General features: G+C 39.3%; 17 protein-coding genes. 8 read left to right on the top strand and 9 right to left on the bottom strand.

All coding sequences use genetic code 11. The features are described from left to right. Positions 1–2: 2 nt before the first annotated feature. Positions 3–6488: a hypothetical protein gene (locus tag BUF13_RS14050; protein ID WP_073572419.1), complete on the top strand. Its 6486-nt coding sequence runs from the start codon at positions 3–5 to the stop codon at positions 6486–6488. A gap of 2 nt (positions 6489–6490) precedes the next feature. Then, positions 6491–8422, top strand: coding sequence for a hypothetical protein (locus BUF13_RS14045; protein ID WP_073572418.1), 1932 nt, complete (start codon positions 6491–6493; stop codon positions 8420–8422). Positions 8423–8603: 181 nt separating this feature from the next. On the opposite strand, the gene BUF13_RS14040 is transcribed toward BUF13_RS14045, so the two are convergent. Continuing rightward, positions 8604–9581: a tRNA 2-selenouridine(34) synthase MnmH gene (locus BUF13_RS14040; protein ID WP_134204476.1), complete on the bottom strand. Its 978-nt coding sequence runs from the start codon at positions 9579–9581 to the stop codon at positions 8604–8606. A 126-nt stretch (positions 9582–9707) separates the two neighbouring features. Here BUF13_RS14040 and hemB point away from each other — a divergent pair, with 126 nt between their 5' ends. From hemB to BUF13_RS14020, 4 genes are all read left to right on the top strand, one after another. Next, complete coding sequence (gene hemB / locus BUF13_RS14035) at positions 9708–10676, top strand: porphobilinogen synthase (RefSeq protein WP_073572416.1); 969 nt, start codon at positions 9708–9710, stop codon at positions 10674–10676. Between the two features lie 517 nt (positions 10677–11193). Further along, a complete protein-coding gene (locus BUF13_RS14030; RefSeq protein ID WP_073572415.1) occupies positions 11194–12489 on the top strand; it encodes an ammonium transporter in 1296 nt (431 codons plus the stop codon). A gap of 103 nt (positions 12490–12592) precedes the next feature. Beyond that, the gene (locus tag BUF13_RS14025; protein WP_073572414.1) at positions 12593–13762 is read left to right on the top strand and encodes a porin; all 1170 of its coding nucleotides are present in this window, start codon (positions 12593–12595) and stop codon (positions 13760–13762) included. A 289-nt stretch (positions 13763–14051) separates the two neighbouring features. Then, positions 14052–14411, top strand: coding sequence for a hypothetical protein (locus BUF13_RS14020; protein WP_073572413.1), 360 nt, complete (start codon positions 14052–14054; stop codon positions 14409–14411). 49 nt (positions 14412–14460) lie between these two features. Here BUF13_RS14020 and BUF13_RS14015 read toward each other — a convergent pair whose 3' ends face one another. Next, entirely contained in the window at positions 14461–14835 is a 375-nt protein-coding gene (locus BUF13_RS14015) for a co-chaperone GroES (protein WP_073572412.1), read from the bottom strand. A gap of 124 nt (positions 14836–14959) precedes the next feature. Next, entirely contained in the window at positions 14960–16879 is a 1920-nt protein-coding gene (gene dnaK / locus BUF13_RS14010) for a molecular chaperone DnaK (protein WP_073572411.1), read from the bottom strand. A gap of 231 nt (positions 16880–17110) precedes the next feature. Here dnaK and BUF13_RS20655 point away from each other — a divergent pair, with 231 nt between their 5' ends. Further along, on the top strand, positions 17111–17278 hold the full coding sequence (locus tag BUF13_RS20655; RefSeq protein WP_166669835.1) for a hypothetical protein: 168 nt from the start codon (positions 17111–17113) through the stop codon (positions 17276–17278). Between the two features lie 43 nt (positions 17279–17321). Continuing rightward, positions 17322–18128 carry an MOSC domain-containing protein gene (locus BUF13_RS14005; protein ID WP_243839746.1) on the top strand — a complete coding sequence of 269 codons (807 nt, stop codon included), beginning with the start codon at positions 17322–17324 and terminating at the stop codon, positions 18126–18128. Positions 18129–18152: 24 nt separating this feature from the next. Here BUF13_RS14005 and hemE read toward each other — a convergent pair whose 3' ends face one another. From hemE to truA, 6 genes are all read right to left on the bottom strand, one after another. Then, positions 18153–19178: a uroporphyrinogen decarboxylase gene (gene hemE, locus BUF13_RS14000; protein ID WP_073572410.1), complete on the bottom strand. Its 1026-nt coding sequence runs from the start codon at positions 19176–19178 to the stop codon at positions 18153–18155. Positions 19179–19289: 111 nt separating this feature from the next. Continuing rightward, positions 19290–19826: a hypothetical protein gene (locus BUF13_RS13995; protein ID WP_073572409.1), complete on the bottom strand. Its 537-nt coding sequence runs from the start codon at positions 19824–19826 to the stop codon at positions 19290–19292. Positions 19827–19905: 79 nt separating this feature from the next. After that, positions 19906–20424, bottom strand: coding sequence for a hypothetical protein (locus tag BUF13_RS13990; RefSeq protein WP_073572408.1), 519 nt, complete (start codon positions 20422–20424; stop codon positions 19906–19908). 3 nt (positions 20425–20427) lie between these two features. Then, complete coding sequence (locus BUF13_RS13985; protein ID WP_170865148.1) at positions 20428–21012, bottom strand: hypothetical protein; 585 nt, start codon at positions 21010–21012, stop codon at positions 20428–20430. Positions 21013–21050: 38 nt separating this feature from the next. Continuing rightward, the gene (locus tag BUF13_RS13980; RefSeq protein ID WP_073572407.1) at positions 21051–22823 is read right to left on the bottom strand and encodes an ABC transporter ATP-binding protein; all 1773 of its coding nucleotides are present in this window, start codon (positions 22821–22823) and stop codon (positions 21051–21053) included. Positions 22824–22829: 6 nt separating this feature from the next. Then, positions 22830–23588 carry a tRNA pseudouridine(38-40) synthase TruA gene (gene truA / locus BUF13_RS13975; RefSeq protein ID WP_073572406.1) on the bottom strand — a complete coding sequence of 253 codons (759 nt, stop codon included), beginning with the start codon at positions 23586–23588 and terminating at the stop codon, positions 22830–22832. Positions 23589–23657 lie beyond the last annotated feature (69 nt).

The following is a 23657-nucleotide window of genomic DNA, read 5'->3' as shown; positions in this document are numbered from 1 at the left end:
CTATGTCTATCCCTCAATTAGTAGGAAAATATAACGATCCGATTTTTCATCAAATCAAAACCTCTTTCAATCAAAGAAGTGATGATTTTCCTGTTTTGATGCTGCCAGTAAGGCTTGAAACTAAGTTTATGGAGTATTCAAGAGTTGTGAGACCTGTAAATCCTTCCAAGGGAATTACCAATATCGCTGTCCAAAATACCTATAAGTTGGTTTATGATATACAGGTTTATTTCAATACTGTGGAGGAAAAGAAAATCAAAGCTCTCGAAGTAGGAAGAAAGCTTTCGGTTTTTAAAAATGAAGTTGAAAAAATAGCAGCAAGTGTTAATAAAATAGAAGAAACTCCAAGGGTTGATAAGGTGGTACTTCGAGATGCTGCTGGAGATTTACAATCATTGACACAGTCTTTAGCTGTAGCTGCTTCTATTTCTAAATCCAAGACCCAGTTAAATACTGAGGTGAGTGAATTGATTAATGCGGTGGAACGAATTAAAACTCCATCCAAGATTATTTACGAAAAAGGGAAGCTTTATTTAGACGCTCTGGTGAAGCTAGAGAAAAGCATCGATTCTATTTTCGTTTCAAATAAAATCAATGCTGCCAGTTTGGATAAGGAGTTGAAAAATATAGAAACTCAGCTGGCGCAAATGGATGAGATTGCTGATTCTCCGGATTTCCGGGCGACGGAGGATATGATTCAAAAGATCCAAAGTAAGATCTCATATATCAAGAGGCAGCATAAAAGTGGGAATGTCCGATTAACCAATTTCAAAATAGGCTATACAGGACAAAAAGATCTGAAAAAGGAGGAGTATGAGCTTCGTAAAAAAATCAATGCTCTGAAGGAGAAGATTGATAAAGAAACAGTACCTGTAGTTCGGTTTAGAGAGACCATCAAAACATTTCCAATCAAGCAGCTCAATGCTCAGATTGTAAAAGCGAACTTCTTTTTAGCTGCAAAAAATAGAGTTGGGATAAAAGATTTCAGAACCTTATCTGCTGTTTACAAAGAACTCACAACCCAGCTAAAGTCCATTCAGAAAAATGCGCTTTTGCCATTGGATGGTGATTTGAACGATATCAAGCAGTTAAAGACGAACTATGCTAACCTGAAAAGGCAACTTTTAATTTTTCAGAGGGTATCACAAAAAGTAACTCCAAAAACTAGGATTGAAAAAGCTGCGATTACAAGGTTAAATACCCAGTTGACTACTTTTATGAAGGATTTGCAGGAGCTGGAGCCAGGTTTCAAAAAAGTGGAAAACCAAATCCTCGCAGAAAACAAAATCAAAACGAGTACTCTTTCATCTGTTGCTTCTCGAACTAGTATTTTGAATGCAAGGGAAACTATCAGGGTTAGTAGCACAATCAAGACTCCTCAGCAAAACCTTGCGATTTTAAAAACTCAACTTTCTGATCTTCAAAAGAAAATAAAGGCAACTGCTTCAAGTACAATTTTACTTCCTAGAGGAGATTACAACCAATTGAAGAGCGCCTATTTCAGTCTCAAAGATCAAGTGAATAATGTTTTGGACTCCAACCCACTTCCAGAGGCTAATGATACAAGAGTCGAAACAGATAAGATGCTTATCTCAATTGAGAATCAACTTTTAGATCAATTGGTTGATATTAATGATCCAAGGGACCGTTTTTATGAAGCCTACAGAGATAAGGTGATTTTTAGAGTGGAAACAGTAGTTGTTCAAGAATTGTGGGTAAGAATTTTTCCAGATGACATTGCAATTGATAATCATGATGAAAGATTAACGGATCAAGAAGAACAAATTGCTCAGGATTACTACAAGGAAATATTCAGTAAGCCAGAAAGTGAAAGGCAAGCAGCTAAACTAGGTGCTTGGAGAGCGGCCGCTGCAAGTCTTGGCGTAAGAAGGGCCGCCTACGCGATTAGGGCAGTGGAACCGAATGGTAATATTCCCAAGGTTCAGGATTCTATTGAAGCCTATTTAATTAGGAATTTGAGTTATGAGAGAAAAGGGATTGTAAAAACTAAGAATGAAGCAAGGCTTGAAAAGCTTTCGGCAGGATTTAAAACTGCTCCATCTCAATTAAAGAAACTTCTTTCAGAAAAGAATTTCACTCCATGCCTTGAGACTAAGCCTTCTTTGGATTTGGCAATTAATTACTTCCGGCAGCTGATAGATTTATTGGGTAGCTGGGTAACAAACAGGACTTCTGCAGAACAAAAAGCCCAAATTGAAGAATTGGCCTCTTTGATTAATGAGTGTGGAAAAATTGTTTACTCTTATTACAAAGATCATTTGGTCGAATTGAATGAGCCTTTTAAGCCTACCTTAAAATTTAAGGAGGTGGAGAAGAAGACTAAAAGTTGGGATAGAGCTGGATTTACAGAAGCTTTGCCAGATCGTTTTGTCATAGTCACTAAACGTGGAGGACAGTATCAGCATATTGTTACAGGGAAAACCGTCCAAAAACCATTGCCGGTGAGTTTGGATCCAAGTGGAGATCAGGCAGAAAGATTCAAACATCTTCCTAATGGTGATTTAGAAGTTCCAGAGGAGCTTAGCTGGATGTTTGATTTTGATGCGGCAGTAGATGCAGGGATGGGAGTTAAAATCCCTTTAGATAAAGAAGATTGGGATAATGGGTTTGAATTGGTCATGGCTTATGGGGTTCAGGATAAAAGTGCTCAAGAAAGTCAGGATCAAATAGATAAGCTTTTTACAAATCACTTGTTTAGTGATGGAGGTTTGGAATATTTGCCGACAGGCACCGCAACAAACAATACGGAAGATGTAAAATCACCTTATCGGGCTTTGGATAATGATTTTGATGGAGCTTTTGATTTGTTTTTTGCTGAAGAATCCCCGCAATATGTCAACAGCTATGATGACGATAATGAGCTGGATGTAACCGATGGTCAGTACTTCAAAGAGGCTTTAGGCTTGCCAAATGAGATTGCAGATTTCATCCGAAATCACGACAAAAGAGATATCTGTGATGGAAAAGCCATGAACAGAGCTTTATTTAATTCGACTTTGAAATACTTTTTCAGAGTGATGGCAAATAATCTGTTGGAGAATTTTGATATCAATCAAACCATGCTGTTTATGCTCCATCACGTTTCCGCTTTGGGCACCTTGCCAATCTTCAGAGCAGATAATCAACCCTATGGGGTGTTGCCAATAAGCCCGGTGAAATTATTCAAAGCCCAAGGGACTACCCAAAAGGGGACGGAGGCAAATTATATTAAGAATCTGACTTTGTTTTTAAAACAGACCAAAGCTGCATTTGATGCTTTCAACTCGAATCCGTTAAATATTAATAGTGCTCAATATGGGGCTGATCCTCAAGCTGAGTTTTTGAAAATTTTAGGTTTGGAGCCTTTGTCCAAGGAATTCTTTTTCAGGTTTGGAGTTAATGCTGCAAACAGATGGCAAGAGCCCGATGAGGAAGGTTCTGGTTTCAATGTCAATTGGGATCATGTGACAGATACCTATGCACCTTTCAAAGTGGCAGATAATTACAATTTGCTTCTGAAAGGCTTGGGGCACACCACCAAAGGGACTCAAGAAAAAGCCATTTCAAAGGCTAATATTTACAAAAACAGATTTACAGAAGGAAACTTTGTTTTAGGAAACCTAGTCCAAGACCCAGAGTTGGGTTCAGAAAGTCTTGCCGTCACTGATAAAGGCATGAACTATATTGAATGGCTTTTGAGTAAGGATAATTTGGCGGAGTTGATCCAAATGAAGCTTTCTGATTTCCCTAAAGCTGAAATTGATGGGGAAAATAAAGTCCAATATACGGTATTGATGGCGATGCTAAGAGGGGCCTGGATCTATGATCGATCCAGCTACGCAAGAAGAGCTGTTGAAAAATTGAAGGACTTGGATGTGAAGACACTCGAGAGATTGACTTCTTCACATATTGACTTGGTTAGTTACCGATTGGATGCTTGGTTGACTGGCTTGTCAGATTATAGACTTCGTGAGCTTCGCAAAGCCAATTCAACAGGGACCTACCTTGGCGCCTATGGATTTGTGCATGATTTGAAAAAGACATCAGGACCACAAGTGGTTGCCTCCAATTTACCAAAGGGATTAGAATCCTCAAATGGTCAGTCTGTGAAAATATTGCCAGATAGTCAAGGATTCATTCATGGTCCAAGTCAAAATCATGCTGTGACGGCGGCAGTCTTAAGAGCAGGTTATAACTCCATTAAAGCAAAAGGAGATAACAATAATGCTTTGGCGATCAATTTGACTTCCAAAAGAGTCAGAATGGCTTTGAACTTATTGGAAGGGGTTGGAAATGGACAGGAAACCGGAGCTCTTTTAGGCTATATGTTCGAAAGAGCTTTACATGAAAAATATAAAGACGGTTCCAATAATCCATTGGAAATGGATGTCTTCATCTATCGTCTTAGAAGGAAGTTTCCTACTTATTCAGATTCTTCAGTTGATCCGACAGACACCAGTCAATCTGAGTCGATAAAGGCAGCAAATGTCCTAGATGGTTTAGCACTTTTGGATCACATCGAGAAAAATATGGAGGATCAGGGCAAGTGGGATGGAAATAAGACTTTTGTGGATAATTTGATCAATTCCGGGTCTACACCTATCAGTTTCAAGGGGTATCCGTGGGGTTTAGGTAGCCAGTTGCCGACGTTGTCAAATGATCTGGAAAGAAAGAAGATGCGAGCTATTATTCATGAATTGGATAATATGGCAGACGCAATAGACTCTTTAGGTGACCTTGTGACAGCTGAGGGAGTCTATCAATTGGTTCGAGGAAATCATACCCGGGCAAGTGCAGTTCTAAATTCTATATCAGAAGGAAGAGTGCCTTTGGATCCTGAAATTATCAGAAGTATGAGAGAAGGAGTGATGGTCACTCAGAGAGCGATTTTACAAATTCCAGTAATAGGCAATTCAAACTCTCCATGGGTTGGAGTTTCCGTAAGTCCAAGAAGTAAGGCGGATCCATCATTGAATAATTGGATTGCTGGAAAAATTGGTGATCCCGAACGGGTTTCTTGGAATGTAATTTTTGGAGAAACTGAATCCTCAATGAATTTGCTTGATCTTGGAATGCAACCTATTGATTTGGTGATGCTGATCACTACAGGAGGGGAAGAAAGTCAAAATGAGTTGAAAGCCAGATGTGTCGATTTTGTTTTGCAAAATGGGGCAAGCGAGGATGATGATATTGAGATTAAGTTCAATGAGGCCTCAGCCTCTGATAAGTTGAGCTTTGGGGAAATAATTTCTCTAATTCAGCACTTAGGTAAGGTGGTTGGAGCTTCCAGAGGAGCTGATGCCAGAGACTATAGGATTGCGGAGGATGATTCTAATTTTGGGCCAGTAGCACCGGGAATTGATACCGATGATCTGATGGCTAGAATGAATGCAGCTTTTTCAGAGTATTCAGACTTATTTGATTCTTTAGCTCCATTTGAATCTGCAAAGACTAGTTATACTCAGCCTCAGCATGATTTAGCGATCGAATCATTGAAGTCCCTGACGGTATTCGGTTTTCCTGGATTTTATCCAAGCGATAAAAATGAGGATGTGATGTCCTTGGCTCAGAGAATTATTTCTGCGAAAAGCAAAATGGCTGAGAATATCGCATTTGCTCAGGCAAAATTAGCGGAATTGGAGTTGGAAGTCGATCAAGGTAAATGGGTAGGTTTCTTAGGTGAATTTTGTTCCAAATTCTTTGGAAGTGGATTTAAAATGATTCCTAAAGTTACCATCTCCAATGAAACCGAACTCAATTCTCAACTGAATATGCTTTTAGCAGAAAGTCCATTAAGGCATCATCCAGAAAGTTACCCTCAAGACTGGTGGTCTGGAATTTCTCTCGTCAGAAACAGGCTTAATTACTTAGAGACTATTTCTTTGTTGGGAGAGGTTTTGAATGAGGATACAATAAGTTTCAAACCAGCACAATTACCGTTCGATATGAATGCCCTGCCTCCTGTAGCTGAGCGAGATTTTTGGTTAGGGGCAGCATATCCGGACACCTATAAGCCTGATGGAGATAGGTTGTCTTTGTTGCTTTTTGGAACAGAAAATCTTCAAGAGACCAGTTGTGCGTTAATGCTTGATGAATGGATGGAGGTGATTCCGGATGAAAAAGAAACGACAGGTATTGCTTTCCATTTTAATCAACCAGACTCTAGAGCCCCACAAAATTTATTATTGGCAGTTACTCCTGAGAAAACTGGCCTTTGGGATTTTGAGGAATTGGGACTTTGTGTCGAGGAGGCCTTCAATTTGGCGAAATTGAGATCTGTAGAACCTGACCAGATCGATGAATCGATGTTTGCACAACTTTTACCTGCGACGGCAACCTTGTCTTTTGGAGATGACAAATTCGCTCAAGAATTAGCTTCCATTGATGATATTCCTGAAAATGATCCTCAGCCTGAAGATGAAGAAAGTCTCGGCTATTTCATCGATTATACTAGTGTAAATGAAGGATATGAACCTGAAAATCTTTAATCATGGCCATAGATTTATATAACCCATGCGAACCCTTTCGGGCCTATAACAGAATAGAAGGTAGACCGAGAGAAGAAGAGTTAGATGATGCTTTGGCAGCCAAAATCAATGATCCTCTATGGATGCTGGCTAGGCAGTTTCAGTTTGGAGAACTGAAGGGAGAGGATGCTGGTTCTGCCATTTTTGCAAAAGCTGCTATCAACACTGTTCGAATGACTTCATTTACTGGTGGAAATGGTCAAAAAGTCCCCTATTCAGAAGTTACCCCGTTAGAAACTCAGGTGGAAAGGTTGATTCCGGATATCGACTTGAAGTTAGCGGCGAAGTTGGGTAAGAAATTTTATGCCTTACTGGAAATAGAAGGAGTTAATGCACCTGTGTCAGCTGGATATTCTTCTGGAATGTATAAAGATCTTTTAAATAAAAGATTTCCATTTGTAGTTCCTGTGATAAATGAAAGTGATAATGCACAGGAAGCTGCTTCGAAAGCCAGGACTTTGAGTCTTCAACAAGCATCTTCTTTTTTAAGGGCGATGGCAGGACGAGCTATCAATGGCCGTGGGCTTTGGATTGAATTGGGAGGTGTTTTCACTGGAGTGAATGCCTGGGTTTTACCTGCCAGCCAGCTTCCTTCAGGCTCCAAATTCATTAATTCAAAACATCAGACAATTTTTCAAGAAACTGCTAAAAAATGGATCGCTTTTGTCAAAGAGGAATTAAACCTTCCAAAAGATGATGAGGATGATTCTTGGTTTAAAGAGAGGTTGGAATACAGCTTTAAAACAAGTGTAGACGAGGGGAATGGAAGTGAAACTGATTTGAAAGCGGACGAATATTTCCAAGGTCACTTAGACTGGTACTCCTTTGATGTGTCTAAGCAGATGAATGGAGGTGTAAAAGTATTCGATGATACTATTCGGAGAAGAGAAGTATTGACGGTGATTCCTTCCGAGGCGAGTTTTGCCGGTATGCCTAATTCCAGATGGTGGGAAATGGAAGATGGTTCTATTGACTTAGGAAATTTGAAGGCTTCCGATACTGATATAGCCAAGATTTTGGTGACTCAATATGCACTACAATATAGCAATGACTGGTTGGCAATACCTTATGAAATTGCGACGGGAAGTTTTGTGGAAGTCGAAGGCGTTTTGGTGAGAGATACTTTTGGTCAAAATTATTTGGTAGAGGCTGCGCACAAAGATGGAGAGAGCTGGAATGAATGGAATATGTATTCTTTGTCGGTAGATACCGGTGAATTTAAAATACCTGAATTTGATAAGAGGATTCTTCTTCCTGCATCTTCTGCTAAGACTTTGGAAAGCGAATCAATTGAAGAAATCAAATTCATTAGAGATGAAATGGCCAATATGGTATGGGGAATAGAATCCAGAATCCCTGATGGTCTTGGTGGCGGAATGGATGGGTATGAAGCTGCAAACAATTTGCAGGCAGAATTTGAAAGAATGATCAAGGAAGGTGAAGTTCCGGAAGAGTTGGTTCTTCCTGAAGTGAATTTGGATGACCAAGACAATAAAGCAAATACTTATAAGCCTCAGCTAAAATATCAATTAGGTAATACTGTGGGTGAAAATTGGATTCCATTCATTGCAGTCCATAAAAATGGCTCCAATCGGGAAATTCATTTTCAGAGAGCATCTATGCCGAGAATCAACGAATTATTTGACCCACATGCAGTTAGGCCAAGAACACAACTACTCCGGGAGGGGATCAATGAATTGGATAATCAATTAACACCACTTTATATCAATGAAGAAGAGATTCCAAGAGCGGGTGCAAAATTGACAGGGACTTATCAGCGTACCCGATGGTATAACGGTAAAATTGTCTCTTGGTATGGCCGAAGAAAACGAACAGGAAGAGGTGAAGGAAGTAGCGGTTTAAGGTTCGATTTGGTTTTGGAAAATAATGAGTAAATACCTAAATTAAGGTATCAAAAATGACATAATAATATTTAAGATAAATGCACTTCGGTGTTAGGAATCTGAGCAAGCAAGAGAGACAAACTGGAAATTGGAACTAGATAAAAGCAAAAGCGAAGAGCAATGCATTGGCACTCTGTAGGCACAGTGGCGTCTTCTACGGGAGACGTTTTTTTTATGCCAAATTTTTAAGGATTTGGTTGACGCAGTCGCGAGGGGAGCTGTTATCGGTAGTGAACTCGAATTCATTTCCATCAATCGATTGGTATGACTCCGAGCGGTCAAAGTATTCTATCAAATGCCTGGCAACTTCGTGATAAGCCTTTTTTTCAAGAAGCTTTAAAATTTCATTTGCTTCATGTTGGCCAATTCTAAATTTGAGTTTTTCTATCCCCTCCTTGAGCTTCAAATCATTGACATTGGCATATTCTTTTACTAGTCGTTCTATTCTTTCTTCTTTAGAGAGAGAAATCCGAATTTTCTTTGAAGCATCAAGAGCCTCAGAAAGTAAAAGAGGGATCATGTTTTTTCCTAGCCCGATTTTTTCTGATTCCGCAAAAACTGGCTTATCTACTGAAAATCTTGCTAAAGTTTCGGCTAATTTGATAGTAAAAGTTTCCTGACTAGGCTGTGTATTGTTTTGGAGGTTTCCAAATGTGGAACCATTGTGATTGGCTATTTCCTCAAGGTTCAGGGTTTGTTGCCCTTTGCTTGTAAGTAATTTTAGTAAATCCGTTTTTCCTACTCCCGTTTCTCCATACAGTGTGAAGAATTTGTAAGGTTTCTTGAAGATTTGATTTGTTTCTTCAAGAAGAGATTTTAACCCTCCCGAATATATATAAAGGTTCGTTTTAGGTCTGAAGTGTTGCCAAATTGCTTTTGCTATAATTTCAGGAGAATCGTCAAATATTAAAGTAGGTTTTGTGGATAGGATTTCATTTGAATGAATTTCAATTTTATCCATCAATGATTTTCCTAACTCATTAGAGAAACCTCTTCTTTTAAGTTGGTTTAATTTATTTTCATTTAGAAGATGGATTTGAGTCGCAAAAGGGATGGGGCTGCTGGTTTGCTTCTCCCTTGCTCTGACATCAATGCAATGATATTGGTCTAGAAATTCAAAAATGCGATGAACGTATTTTTTTTGATTCATTGAAAAAGTCATTTCTCTAAGATAAAAAATGGTAACTCAATTTTCCATCTTTGGAGAGGTTTAGTGTCTAATTGCTTTAAGGGGGAAATTCTCGTTCGTACCTTTGTCTGGGTAAATTCTTAAACGATGCTTAGACGACCAAGAAGAAATAGAAAATCGGAGGCTGTTCGAAATTTAATAGAGGAGACCTCTCTGTCTGTGAATGATTTAATTTTCCCAATGTTTCTGGTTGAAGGACAGGGTAAAAAAATAGAGGTTGACTCTATGCCGGGGATTTATCGTTTTTCAATAGATACCATGCTTTCGGAAATTGAAGCCTGTATGAAGCTTGGGGTTATGTCTTTTGATGTTTTTCCAGCTTATCCAGAAAACCTTAAGGATGCGATGGCTTCAGAATCTTATAATCCAGAGACTTTTTACTTAAAAGGATTGAGAGAGATAAAAAAGAATTTTCCAGAGCTCTGTTTGATGTCTGATGTGGCCATGGATCCTTATAGTAGTGATGGTCATGACGGAATCGTAAAAGACGGTAAGATTTTGAATGATGAAACTCTCGAGGTTTTGAGTAGAATGTCTCTAGCCCAGGCTGATGCCGGAGTAGATATTATAGGTCCGTCAGATATGATGGATGGGAGAGTAGGTTTTATCCGTGAAGCATTGGACGAGCATGGATTTACTGATACTTCTATTATGTCCTATACTGCCAAATATGCAAGTGCATTTTATGGCCCATTTAGAGATGCTTTGGATTCAGCTCCAAAGTTTGGAGACAAAAAGACCTATCAGATGAACCCCGCCAATGTTCAAGAGGCTTTGATTGAAGCGGATCTGGACATGGAAGAAGGTGCTGACTTTTTAATGGTGAAACCAGCATTGGCTTATCTTGATATCATAAAGCTCTTACATGATAATTACCCGTTGCCAATTGCAGCTTACAATGTGTCGGGAGAGTATTCAATGTTGAAAGCTTCAGCTCAAAAAGGATGGTTAGAAAATGATCGAGCAATGGTAGAAATGTTGACTAGTATTAAGCGGTCTGGGGCAAAGATTATTCTGACATACTTTGCAAAAGAGTTTGCTATTCTAAAATCATAAAAGTGGTCTTTATTTTATGTATTAGCTCGAAGAAATTCGAGCTTTTTTTGTTTAGTGGGGCTAAATTTCACCCTGTTTATTAAAGAATTGTGTACTTAATGCTGAAGTTAGGTGAAAAAAAATGACCTAAATTGAATTTTTATATTTTTCGTAATTTTAGTCCATCGGTATAAAATTCATAAAAAATCAGTTTTTTGGAATATTGTTTTAATAATTATCGATTTTAATTCTTTTTGTTCTGAATCAAATATTTCGAAAACGGTTTCGGAAAATATCATGTAACATTTCCAAATAATATTCTTTTTAATATAATAGTTTAAAAACACCCTGATTTGCTCGAAATTTTGAAAATAATGCAAAAAATGGATTGTAAAACAGCTAAAAAGAGTGATAAAAATGGTTTTTGTTAAAAATCTGATTTGTTTTTTAACTTTCTTTTGAACTACATTGCTCTAAGAAATTTTCTTTCAGACCTACACAAAATTTTGAAAAAAGTTCAAATTTTAAACAAAAACCTATGAAGTATTTTGACGCCCTGTTGGTCAATCAAATGGCCGCAACAGATCTCTCGGTTGAGATCTCAAACAACCTCCTCACAGCAAATAATGTCTGGATGATGTTGTCTACCGCCTTAGTGTTTATCATGCACTTGGGGTTTGCGGGGGTAGAGGCTGGCTTTGGTCAGGCAAAGAACACCGTGAATATTCTATTCAAGAATACCATTACACCAATCATTGGGATTATGTCCTATGCTGTGATCGGTTTCTTTTTAATGTATCCAGGATTTGATGTTCCTGGATGGTTCGGATTTGATGGAGCTGGTTGGAGTATGTTCTGGTTTTCACCAGGAGATGCCGATGTTTCATTTGGGTATGCCGATGGTGGTTATACTTATTGGACCGATTTTCTTTTCCAAGCAATGTTTGCCGCAACAGCAGCGACTATTGTTTCTGGAGCAATTGCAGAACGTGTGAAGCTAGGTGCCTATCTGATCTTTACACTGTTCTTTGTAGGAATTGTTTATCCATTAATCGGTAGCTGGAAATGGGGTGGAGGAGCTCTAGATGATATGGGATTCTATGATTTTGCTGGTAGTACGCTTGTTCATTCTGTAGGTGGATGGGGAGCTTTAGCTGGAGTTATCCTAGTAGGTCCTAGAATTGGTAAGTATGTAAATGGTAAAACAGTTGAAAAGCCAGGTTCAAGTGTGCCTTTGGCTGTTATCGGAGTATTCCTTCTTTGGCTAGGATGGTTTGGATTCAATGGTGGCTCAGTTCTTTCTGCTGATCCTGGTTTAGTTTCCTTTGTATTAGTTACAACATCCTTGGCTGCTTGTGCGGGTGGTCTAGGAGGATTCTTAGCTGCATACTTTGCATTCAAGAGATTGGATTTGGGTATGGTTCTAAATGGAATTCTTGCGGGTTTGGTGTCTATTACTGCCGGTGCAGATGTGATAAATCCCGCTGCAGCGATTTTAGTAGGATTCATTGGAGGTATCCTTGTGGTTATCTCAGCCATCTTATTAGATAAATTGAAGCTCGATGATGTGGTGGGTGCGGTTTCTGTACACTTGACTTGCGGAGTTTGGGGAACTCTTGCTGTAGGTATTTTTTCTACTAACCCTGATCATTCCTTCTTTACGCAACTAATTGGTGTGGCCATCTGTGGTGCTACCGCTTTTGTGTCAGCTTTCGTAATCTTCTTTGTTCTGAAATCAACTGTAGGTATTAGAGTTTCTGAAGAGCACGAACGTACCGGTCTTGATTCTCACGAACACGGAATCCGTGGGTATACCATCGTCTACGACGAATAACAAAAAATTGATCCTAGCCCCTTATTGAAATAAACGCGACTCTAATTCAAGGGGGCTAGGATTCTATTGGCAAAAATTTACAAAACCAACACTCAAAAATAAGATGAAGAAAATATATCTACTAATCATATGTCTATCTGTTGTATTTATCAATAAAGGATTTGCACAGGAAGAAGAGGAAAAAACATCCGCATTAACACTTTCAGGATCTGTTGATGCTTATTTCAGAACAAATTTTAATGGGCCAAATAAAGGTGAGAATACCATGGCTCCTGCCACTTCTTTTGCTAACCTCCCTGGGTTCTCTTTAGGAATGGCTAATATTATTGCTACTTATGAAGGCGAAAAAGTAGGGGCAGTTGTTGACTTGGTATTTGGCCCTAGAGGTGAAGATGCTGTTTTTGGGTCCCCTCTATATGCTGGTGGAATGGCAGGAAGTTCCCAAATCGTCAACCAGTTGTATGTATACTGGAATGCAAGTGATAAAGTGACTTTCACAATGGGTAACTTCAATACGTTTTTAGGGTATGAGGTGATTTCTCCGACTGGTAACTTCAATTATTCCACATCTTATATGTTCTCTTATGGGCCATTCTCTCATACTGGCTTGAAGGCTGATATCGCACTTTCTGATAAATTCTCTTTCATGGCTGCTGTGATGAACCCTACAGATATGACGGAATTTAACTTGAACGGAACCTACACACTAGGCGCACAATTGGGATACTCTACAGATGCTGGAAGTACATATTTGAACTTTGTGTATGGCGATCAGGACGGTAAGCTTACAGATGATGGTACTTTGACTGCCGGACAAATGTCTGGAGGAAATACATTCCAAGTAGATTTAACTACCGGATTTAACTTGACTGATGCTCTTTATTTGGGAGTGAATACAACTTATAACACTACATCTTCTGGTGAAATGTATAGTGGTTCTGATGTGCAGGATGTTGACGGTGACGGATATGGTTTCTATGGATTTGCAGGTTATTTGCAGGCAGCTACTTCAGAAACATTTGCATTAGGTTTGAGAGGTGAGTATTTTAATGTCTTCAATGGCGGTTTGGACGGAGTTGTAGGTCTGGATGACGCCGGAGACGGAAATGTGTTCGCGTTAACTTTTTCAGGAAATGCGAAAATTGGAAACAATTTGACATTAATTCCTGAAATTAGAGTTGACACAATGGGAAATGACTTCTTTATGAACAAAGATTTGGCAGCAACCAAAAACCTTTCATCATTTTTATTGGCGGCGGTTTTTGCCTTCTAAAGAAAATAAACAGGGTCTATTGTTGTAGGAAAGCCGGGGTGATTTTCACCTCGGTTTTTTTATTTACCTGTACTTTTTCAAAATTTTAATTTCAAATTGAACTGATTTTTAGAGCTTTTGGACTGTTTTTTTAAAAATGACGATTTTTTTAAACGGAATATAATTAAGGTGAATTAATATTTGAAAAATTAATATTTTACCAAATGTCAAAAAACTTTCAATAAGAGCTGATTTTTAAAACCTTTTGCCCTCGTATCTGTATATCTTTGTATAACCCAAGTTTAGAGATATGAAAAAGTCACTTCTAGCAATTTCAGCATTTTTAGTGCTGGGAATTACTGAAGCGCAGGACCTTCCAAAGGGACCTAAAGCAAAAAATGCAAAAGTCTGGAACAGTAATAAAAAATCACTTCCAGTTATGTTTCAAAGCAATCCAGAGACAGTTTCAGGTGCTGAAGCAAAGCAATTCAAATCATGGAATTCTGAATCTTCAAAGCTAAGAATTCAGACTCGTAGAGAGATTAATAATCCAAAAGGTCTGAAAGCTAAAAACCGTAAGGTTTGGGAAGAGAGTAGTTTGAGCGTGAATTCTAATGCTTCTTATGTTGTTCCAAAAACTTTAAAAAAGAGGAAGTTCTGGTGGCATTAAGCCCTATTCTATATCGTAAGCAAAAAGCCCCGAATTTTCGGGGCTTTTTTTATAGTTCTTGTTCTCTTTCAAGCATCAATATTGAGCTTTGAGAGACGATGTATAGCTTTTCTCCTTCATAGATCACTTCATGGGCTCCTGAAAGTAAAAATATTGCTAGGTCTCCTTCTTTTGCCTGAAGAGGGATGTATTTTATTTTTTCCTCCTGATCCATCCAAGGCTCATGATCTTCACTAGCAACAGGAATAGGGTAACCAGGACCTATTTTAATAATATAACCTTGCTGAACCTTTTCTTTTTCCTGTACTCCCGGGGGAAGGTAAAGACCCGTAGAAGTACGTTCGTTTGGCTTTTTTAATCTAATCAGCACACGGTCTCCCACTACGATTAGATTCTTCAACTTATTATCTGAGGTTAGTTGCATGTTTGTTGAAAATTGGTTCAAGAAACAAAAGCCAAGACTCTTGATGGTGTATCTAGATTCTTGGCTTTGGAATAAAAACAGCACCCGAATTAGATCAGATGCCGTTTTGAAATATGAATATTACTTATTTTTTGTCTTCGTTGACTTCTTCGTAATCTACATCAGAGACTCCGTCTCCTGAAGCATCAGCTCCTGCGTCTGGACCAGCTTCAGCTCCTGGCTGAGCACCTGCTCCTTGAGTCGCATTGTAGATTTCTTGAGAAGCAGCTTCCCATGCCTTGTTCAAGCCTTCCATGCCAGCTTCAACGCCTGCGATGTCCTGAGCTTGATGTGCAGCTTTCAAAGTCTCAAGAGCTCCGGTGATAGCAGTTTTGTTGCCATCAGATAGCTTATCCCCATATTCTTTCAACTGCTTTTCAGTTTGGAATACTAGGCTGTCAGCTTGGTTTAGCTTCTCAATTTTTTCTTTTTCAGCTTTATCTGAAGCAGCATTTGCTTCAGCTTCTTTCTTCATTCTGTCGATTTCTTCTTGAGAAAGTCCGGAAGAAGCTTCAATCTTGATTTTCTGCTCTTTACCAGTTCCTTTGTCCTTTGCAGATACATTTAGGATACCATTGGCATCGATGTCAAATGTAACTTCGATTTGAGGTACACCTCTCTGTGCAGGTGGAATGTCAGAAAGCTGGAATCTACCGATGGTCTTGTTGTCTTTAGCCATGGATCTTTCACCTTGAAGAACATGGATATCAACAGCAGGCTGATTGTCAGCAGCGGTAGAGAATACTTCAGATTTCTTGGTAGGAATGGTTGTGTTGGACTCGATCAATTTGGTGAATACACCACCCATTGTTTCGATACCCAAGGAAAGTGGAGTTACGTCTAGCAAAAGAACGTCTTTCACTTCACCTGTCAATACACCACCTTGGATCGCAGCACCGATTGCTACTACCTCATCAGGGTTTACACCTTTAGAAGGTTTCTTTCCGAAGAATTTCTCAACTTCTTCCTGGATTTTAGGGATTCTGGTAGAACCACCAACCAAGATTACTTCGTCGATTTCAGAAGGATTCATTCCTGCATCCGCCAAAGCTTTCTTACATGGCTCCATGGATCTTTTTACCAATTCCTCAGAAAGTTGCTCAAACTTAGATCTGCTCAAGTTTCTTACCAAGTGCTTAGGACCGGTTTGAGTAGCAGTGATGTATGGCAAGTTGATTTCAGTAGAAGAAGAGCTAGACAATTCGATTTTCGCTTTCTCAGCAGCTTCTTTCAATCTTTGAAGAGCCATTGGATCTTGTCTCAAGTCAATTTGCTCTTCAGCTTGGAATTCTTCAGCAAGCCAGTTGATGATCACTTGGTCAAAGTCGTCTCCACCTAGGTGTACATCACCATTGGTAGATTTTACCTCAAACACACCATCACCTAGTTCTAGGACAGAGATATCGAATGTACCACCACCAAGGTCATACACAGCGATTTTCATGTCTTGGTTTTTCTTGTCCATACCGTAAGCCAAAGCAGCAGCGGTAGGCTCGTTGATGATACGCTTCACTTCCAAACCAGCGATTTGACCTGCCTCTTTGGTAGCTTGACGCTCAGCATCGTTGAAGTAAGCAGGAACTGTAATTACTGCTTCAGTTACTTCTTGTCCCAAGAAATCCTCAGCAGTACTCTTCATTTTCTGAAGAATCATTGCAGAAATCTCTTGAGGTGTATAAGATCTATCACCGATTTTGATTGCTACGGTGTCATTTGGTCCTTGTTCTACTTTATAGGAAGCATGTTTTTTCTCTGCAGAAACTTCAGAGAATTTCTTACCCATAAATCTTTTAACAGAAGAAATAGTATTGGCAGGATTGGTGATTGCCTGACGTTTTGCAGGATCACCTACTTTGCGCTCTCCGTTTCCATTGTCCAGAAATGCAACGATAGAAGGAGTAGTTCTTCTACCTTCACTATTTTGGATGACCACAGGCTCATTCCCCTCCATTACGGCTACGCAGGAGTTGGTGGTTCCTAAGTCAATGCCTATAATTTTTCCCATGATTATAAATTTTAAATTAGTTGCTTAATTGATACTACTCCCATTCTTCAAGGCTTATGCCATCTCTATTTTTGAGGTTTTTTGTGTCACATTGTCAGAATGAGGCTTTCTGATTTCTTAATCTTTTCTTTTTTTGACACAATAGCCTCGAAATTGGGCTGCATTCCTGACAGGTTTGTTAATATTTCAAGGGCATTGCAACCTTTCAGGCTTTATTGTCATCTAATAAGTATGAAAGGGATATTTTTTCATGGGAACAAAAAGGAGAAACTCCGGTGGCTGGTAGTATTTCTTGTCGGTGAAATCCTGATTTTAGGAGATCAGCAATTTGAAATTATTCCTTCTTTTTGGTCTGTTTTCAAAGCTTTTATTCCAAGTCTGACGTATTTGATCGCTTAAGTCAGTATTTTGACTCGTCTTTTTAAAAATAAAAAAGAATCCAATGAGTCAGAAAATTACATTACAGGATATATTTATTTACCCCATCAAATCCTTGGGAGGCATTCGTTTGGATTCTTGGATTGTGGAGGAAAAGGGCTTCAAATATGACAGAAGATGGATGCTTGTGGACGAAAATGGGCAGTTTTTATCCCAGAGGAAGCATCCAAGTTTGGTCTTTCTAAAGGTTGAATTGGGTGAAAATTCCTTGCAAGTTTTTGATAGCAAGAATTCCCAAAACCAAATAGAAATTTCTTTAGAGGAAGTAGGTTCAGATAAATTATCGGTAACCGTGTGGGATGATGAAATGGAAGCCCGATCCGTATCAAGCGAAGCGGATAATTGGTTTTCGGATTACTTAGGTTTTCCAGTGAGATTGGTGAAAATGCCCGAGTCCACAAAGCGAAAAGTTGATTCGAAATATGCCGTGAATTCTGAATCTGTCAGTTTTGCTGATGGGATGCCGTATTTATTGATAAGTCAGGCTTCTTTGGATGATTTAAATTCTAGATTGGATGAGCCAATTTCGATGAATCGTTTTCGCCCAAATCTGGTTTTTTCTGGAATGACACCTTTTCAGGAAGATCAATTTGTGAAAATGACAGTTGGGGAAGTAGAATTTCAAGGGATCAAGCTTTGTGCTCGATGTGTAATGATCACAATCAATCAAGAGACTGGTGAAAAAGGAAAAGAGCCCTTAAAAACTTTAGCCACATATCGTCAGCAAGGACATAAAATTCTCTTTGGACAAAATGTCGTAGCCTTAAACTCAGGCAAGGTAAAAGTTGGGGATACGGTCACAGTACATTAAAAAAGGAGCGCTAGGCTCCTTTTATTATTTATAATTTTTTACGGTTTCGATAAAGACTTTAACCTTTTCTGGATCGATGTCAGGATATACACCATGGCCCAAGTTAGCAATATGCCTTCCTCCTTTGAATTGATCCATCATCCTGTTGGTCGCAGCTGCTACTTGTTCCGGAGTGCCATACAAAGCTGCCGGATCCAAATTGCCTTGTAGGGTCTTGTCCTCTCCAATCATTTTTCTGGATTCTGCAATTCCCATATTCCAATCCAAACCGATTGTTTCACAATTCAATTGACCCATTGCCTCTCTGGCGAAAAATGCTCCCTTTGCAAAAACAGTTTTAGGGACTTCATTGATAGCATCACATATTTGCGAAATGTAGTTCAAGGAGAATTCTTCGTATTGATCAGGTCCCAAAATTCCAGCCCAACTGTCAAATAGCTGAATCAGATCGGCACCTGCAGCAATTTGAGCTTTTAGATAGTTGATCGTACTATCGGTGATCATCTGCAAAAGCTGGTGAGAAAGCTTCGGCTCAGTATACAACATTGCCCTCGCTTTGGAGAAGGTTTTGCTTCCACTTCCCTCTACCATGTATGCAAAAATGGTCCAAGGTGCACCTGCAAATCCGATCAAAGGTACTCTTCCTGCCAATTCTTTTTTTGTGATCTCAATAGCCTTGATCACATAGCTCAGGTCATTGGCTCCGTCAGCGATTCTCAATTTCTTCAAATCGGATTCAGAGCTTACAGTATTAGGGAACCATGGGCCTCTTTTTTCTACCATTTCATAGGGTAATCCCATCGCTTCTGGAATAACCAGAATATCCGAGAAGATGATAGCAGCATCCACTCCTAAAAGGTCAACTGGCTGAATGGTCACTTCAGAAGCTAGCTCAGGAGTTTGCGCTAATTCAATAAATCCGGAAACAGATTCCCTTACTGCTCTATATTCAGGTAGGATGCGTCCAGCTTGACGCATTAACCAAACAGGAGTTCTCTCAACTTTCTCGCCTTTTGCTGCTCTGAGCAGCAGATCGTTTTGGATTTGCATGGTGCAAAGATAGGAAGCAAATAATATTTGGCCTCGAAAAATTTAGACATAAAAAAACAGGACCGCTGCAAAGCCTCAATCCTGTCGTAGTAGAAGTTGGTTTAGTATATCTTATTGTTTCGATTTTGGAGAAAGTCTCACAAAGTCGTCCTCTTCGATTCCAAGCATTTTTGTCACCGCATCATAATCTGAATAATCAATTCTATTGGTAGTAGAGAAATCAGCAGGTACAATGACCACTCTGAATAACTGATCTTGAGTCCACTCATCTCCTAGTAGAGAGTAGTCTAATGGACCATCCAAGAATACAGAGAAGTCATATTGAGTAAAGTCATAATTGTACATTAGGACTCCTTCCTGGAAAAAGATTGTCTGCGGTAATGGTCGCCAAATTGGAGTTCCGTTATCTTGTTCCCATTGGATATAAATCAAAACGACATCGCTATCATAAATTTCCGGGTCAAATTCAAAGATTTCGGTGTAGTCATTGGTTTCGGTAAAGTCAACTTCTACCTCAAAGGCTTCGCCAACTATTGTGATTCCATCTACACCATCTTGACCTGCTGGTCCTTGAGGACCTACTGGCCCTTCACATGCCTGAAAAGCCATCACGGCAATCAGGCTGAATATTGTGGTAAATCTTTTCATAAAATAATATTTGGTGAATGAGTATTTTCTTACACGTTAAAAATACTTTAAGGGTTGGTTAAAAAATCTAAATTGGATTTTAATCCTTTACCGGAGCGATGACATGTACCTCATTGTCAGTAATTATCTTATCAATGAAGATCCCTGTTAAAGTTAATTTCGCAGAATCGGCAAAGTTCATTAGTTGCTCTTTTACGATTTCCGGTCCAGGCATGACCCATTTATTGGATTGGATTTTTGCTACCAAATATTGCTTTTCCTGAAAAATTCTAGATTCGAATTCTTCACCTGAAAGAGCTTGATTCAGGCCAATAAAGACTTTCATTGTGTCCAATTTTCCTGCTGGTTCCACTTCGTAAATGGTATGGAGGAATGTACCGGGATGGAGACTTTTCTGAGTCTCAATTTCTTCGAAAGCCTCTTTTAATTTTTCATCTTGAGGTGTTCCGATGTAGTAGATACCTGTCAATGGTTCGGGGTTTTTCTCGACCAAAGAAATTTGTACTGGATTATCTCCTCCCAGTTTATTGAAAAGGATATAGCTTCCAGTGATGATCACCACAAAGGCCAGCAAAGCAATCCCTAATTTGTTTTTCATGATTTAGAATAAATATCTAACTCCAATCCCTCCTTGACCTTTGATGTGGCCTACACGATCCAACAATTCCAGAAAGAAACCAATCTCTGCGAATACCGAAATCGGTATCTCATCAAAATAGTATTCTCCACCTCCAAATACCTCTGGTCCAAAATCAATATTGTTTCGCTTCTCAGTCAAAGGAACAGAACCTCCAACTTGGCCTTCAGTATAGGTATAGGTCACATTTGTTGTTCTTAATTGGACACCTGCGCCAACATATCCAAGCAAATACCCTTCGGTAATGTCGAACATGTCTGTAAAGTCCTCATGGAGAGCAACTCGTCCATGAAGAGAGATTCCCTTTTGAGTGTTATGGTTTACATAAAATGAATTGGAACTAGGAGGGTTGTTGTCAAAATCCCTTTGGTAATAAGTTCCTCCATTCGGACTTCCGGTTCCTACCATTAATTCATAGGAAAAGTAATCGTCGAAGAAATCTTTGTAAGTAATGGAAAATGGCTCGCCAATTCGAACTCCAACTCCTCTTTCTTGAGCCATTGAAAACAATGGGAATGCTAATAGAAGTACTAGTAATCTGTATTTCACGATAAATTGTTTTTTAATTTGTTCAAGCAAAATCTAGGCTAGATTGCCATAGTCTTGAGTTGCATTTGATGCAATTGGGTGTAATATCCTCCCATTTCCAAAAGAGTTTCATGGGTTCCTGTTTCCACGATTTCTCCTTTATGAAGGACAATGATTTGATCCGCCTTTTGAATGGTTGAAAGTCGGTGGGCGATGACTATGGAAGTTCTTCCCTTCATCATTTTCTCGATGGATTCTTGGATCAATTCCTCCGTTTCGGTATCAACTGAAGAGGTAGCCTCATCCAAGATGATAATCTCAGGATTGTAAACCATTGCTCGAACAAATGAAATCAATTGTCTTTGGCCGACCGAAAGAGTTGCTCCTCGTTCCATTACATTATAATCCAGACCGCCAGGAAGTCTTTCGATAAACTTTTTGGCTCCTACCATCTCAGCAGCTTCTAGTACTTGCTCCCTAGTAATATTAGGGTTTCCAAGGGTGATGTTGTAATAGATTGAATTGGAGAAAAGAAATACATCTTGAAGTACAACGCCGATGTGTTTTCTAAGTGTACTTAGCTCGAAATCCCTGATGTCTGTGCCGTCAATAGAAATAGAGCCTTTGTTGATTTCGTAGAATCTAGAAAGAAGGTTGATTGTGGAAGATTTTCCGGCTCCGGTGGCTCCTACTAGGGCAACTGTTTGTCCTGGTTTAACCTCGAAATTGATGTTTTTGAGAACATAATCTTCATCGACATAAGCAAACCAAAGGTCTTTTACCTCGATATGTCCTTTGACTTTTTCAGGCTTGAAATCACCTTCATTGGCAATGTGTTCTGTGCTATCCAATAATTTAAAAATACGAGAGGAACTCACCACACCCATTTGAAGTGTGTTGAATCTATCTGCTATCATTCGGATCGGACGGAAGAAAAGTTGCAGATACATTATGAATGAGATCAATACACCTACTTGAATGTCCATGCCCAAGACACCGACTGCTCCATACCAAACTACCAATCCGATTCCGATAGCTTGAATGATTTCAGCTACAGGGAAATAGATGGAGTAATAAAGAACAGATTTAATATGAGCAGTTCTATGTTCTCGATTAATCTCTTTGAATTTCTCAAACTCTCGATCTTCACGGTTGAAAATCTGGACGATATTCATCCCCGTGATGTGTTCTTGAAGGAATGCGTTCAAGTTGGAAACTGCATTTCTTACATCATTAAAGGTGACTTTGATTTTTTCCTTGAAGATGTAAGTAGAAATGATCATCAGCGGCAAGGTACACAAGCTGACCAATGTCAATTTCCAATCAATGTAAAACATGACACCAAGAATGGTCACTAGTTGAAGCAAATCGCCAATGATTGCTGCCAGCCCTTCGCTAAATACATCTGCCAGGGTTTCGATGTCCGAAACGTTTCTGGTAACCAATCGTCCGATGGGAGTATTGTCGAAGAATTTTAATTTCAGTTTTAATAGATGGTCGAAAAGTTTGACGCGTAGATCTCGGATAATCACTTGCCCAATCCAACCAGAGTAAAAGGTGTGTGCCCACTGAACCACAGCCTGCAAGATCATCAATCCTACGAGGATATAGACCATTTTCAAAAGCCCTTGACTATCTCCCACAGATATATAATCATCTATGGCGACCTGTATAAAATAAGGTCGAGTAGGGGCTAAAATGGCTAAAGAAATAGTCAGAAAAACCAAAAAGTAGAACTGAAACTTGTAAGGCTGGACATAGCGATACAATTGTTTCAGAACCTTGGTGTCGACGATTTCGCCTGATGATTCTTTTTCTTTTGCTAAACTCAAAGTCTACTAATCTAGATAAATTTTTTCCGGATAAACGATTTTCGATAGAAACAAGCCTTGGGCAGGTGCTGATTTTCCAGCTTTTTTTCGATCTCTTGATTCAATGATTGCGTCCATTTCCTCCACTTGCCTTCTACCCATTCCGATTTCCACCAAAGTACCGACAATCGCCCGTACCATTCCACGTAAAAAACGGTTGGCGGTTATATGGAATAGCAATTCTTCTCCATTTTGTTCCCAAACAGCCTTTTTTATTTGACAGCGAAAATTATTGACTTCGGTTTTCACTTTGCTGAAACTTTCAAAATCCTCATGTTTTAACAAAGCAGAAGCCGCTTGGTTCATCAAATCAATATCAGGTCTGACATAACTTGTCCAGGCCAAATGATCGATGAAAGGATTTTTTCTGAAAAGCATCCGATAAACATAGGATCTTTCCTCTGCATCAAATCGAGCATGGGCATCAGGTATGACTTTTCTGATGGAGTGAATGGCAATCTGTTTGGGTAAAATCCCGTTCAATCCACGTAGCAACTTCTCCCGATCGAAATTTTCCGAGTAATCAAAATGACAAACCTGCATGGAAGCGTGAACACCGGTGTCGGTCCGTCCACTTCCCATGATAGAAATGGGTGATTTGAAATAAGTAGAAAGGGCTGTTTCTATGGATTCTTGAACTGTGTGGGAGTTATTTTGGATTTGCCATCCGTGAAAAGCACTTCCCTCATAGCTCAACTCCATAAAATATCGCTGAAATCCGCTCATACCGCGCAAAGATACAATTCCCTATTGATTCCCATCGAGAGTTTTTGTCTTTCCTTGTGAAAGCCGCCA

Source organism: Algoriphagus zhangzhouensis (assembly GCF_900148515.1).
GTDB classification, from domain to species: domain Bacteria; phylum Bacteroidota; class Bacteroidia; order Cytophagales; family Cyclobacteriaceae; genus Algoriphagus; species Algoriphagus zhangzhouensis.
Note: the sequence above shows the minus strand (reverse complement) of the source record. Positions and strands in the feature narration are given on the sequence as shown.

Bases quoted from the DNA above. Each gene is read 5' to 3' on its own strand.
- BUF13_RS14050 (WP_073572419.1), top strand. From the start codon at position 3: ATGTCTATCCCTCAATTAGTAGGAAAATATAACGATCCGATTTTTCAT.
- BUF13_RS14045 (WP_073572418.1), top strand. From the start codon at position 6,491: ATGGCCATAGATTTATATAACCCATGCGAACCCTTTCGGGCCTATAAC.
- BUF13_RS14040 (WP_134204476.1), bottom strand. From the start codon at position 9,581: ATGAATCAAAAAAAATACGTTCATCGCATTTTTGAATTTCTAGACCAA.
- hemB (WP_073572416.1), top strand. From the start codon at position 9,708: ATGCTTAGACGACCAAGAAGAAATAGAAAATCGGAGGCTGTTCGAAAT.
- BUF13_RS14030 (WP_073572415.1), top strand. From the start codon at position 11,194: ATGAAGTATTTTGACGCCCTGTTGGTCAATCAAATGGCCGCAACAGAT.
- BUF13_RS14025 (WP_073572414.1), top strand. From the start codon at position 12,593: ATGAAGAAAATATATCTACTAATCATATGTCTATCTGTTGTATTTATC.
- BUF13_RS14020 (WP_073572413.1), top strand. From the start codon at position 14,052: ATGAAAAAGTCACTTCTAGCAATTTCAGCATTTTTAGTGCTGGGAATT.
- BUF13_RS14015 (WP_073572412.1), bottom strand. From the start codon at position 14,835: ATGCAACTAACCTCAGATAATAAGTTGAAGAATCTAATCGTAGTGGGA.
- dnaK (WP_073572411.1), bottom strand. From the start codon at position 16,879: ATGGGAAAAATTATAGGCATTGACTTAGGAACCACCAACTCCTGCGTA.
- BUF13_RS20655 (WP_166669835.1), top strand. From the start codon at position 17,111: ATGAAAGGGATATTTTTTCATGGGAACAAAAAGGAGAAACTCCGGTGG.
- BUF13_RS14005 (WP_243839746.1), top strand. From the start codon at position 17,322: ATGAGTCAGAAAATTACATTACAGGATATATTTATTTACCCCATCAAA.
- hemE (WP_073572410.1), bottom strand. From the start codon at position 19,178: ATGCAAATCCAAAACGATCTGCTGCTCAGAGCAGCAAAAGGCGAGAAA.
- BUF13_RS13995 (WP_073572409.1), bottom strand. From the start codon at position 19,826: ATGAAAAGATTTACCACAATATTCAGCCTGATTGCCGTGATGGCTTTT.
- BUF13_RS13990 (WP_073572408.1), bottom strand. From the start codon at position 20,424: ATGAAAAACAAATTAGGGATTGCTTTGCTGGCCTTTGTGGTGATCATC.
- truA (WP_073572406.1), bottom strand. From the start codon at position 23,588: ATGAGCGGATTTCAGCGATATTTTATGGAGTTGAGCTATGAGGGAAGT.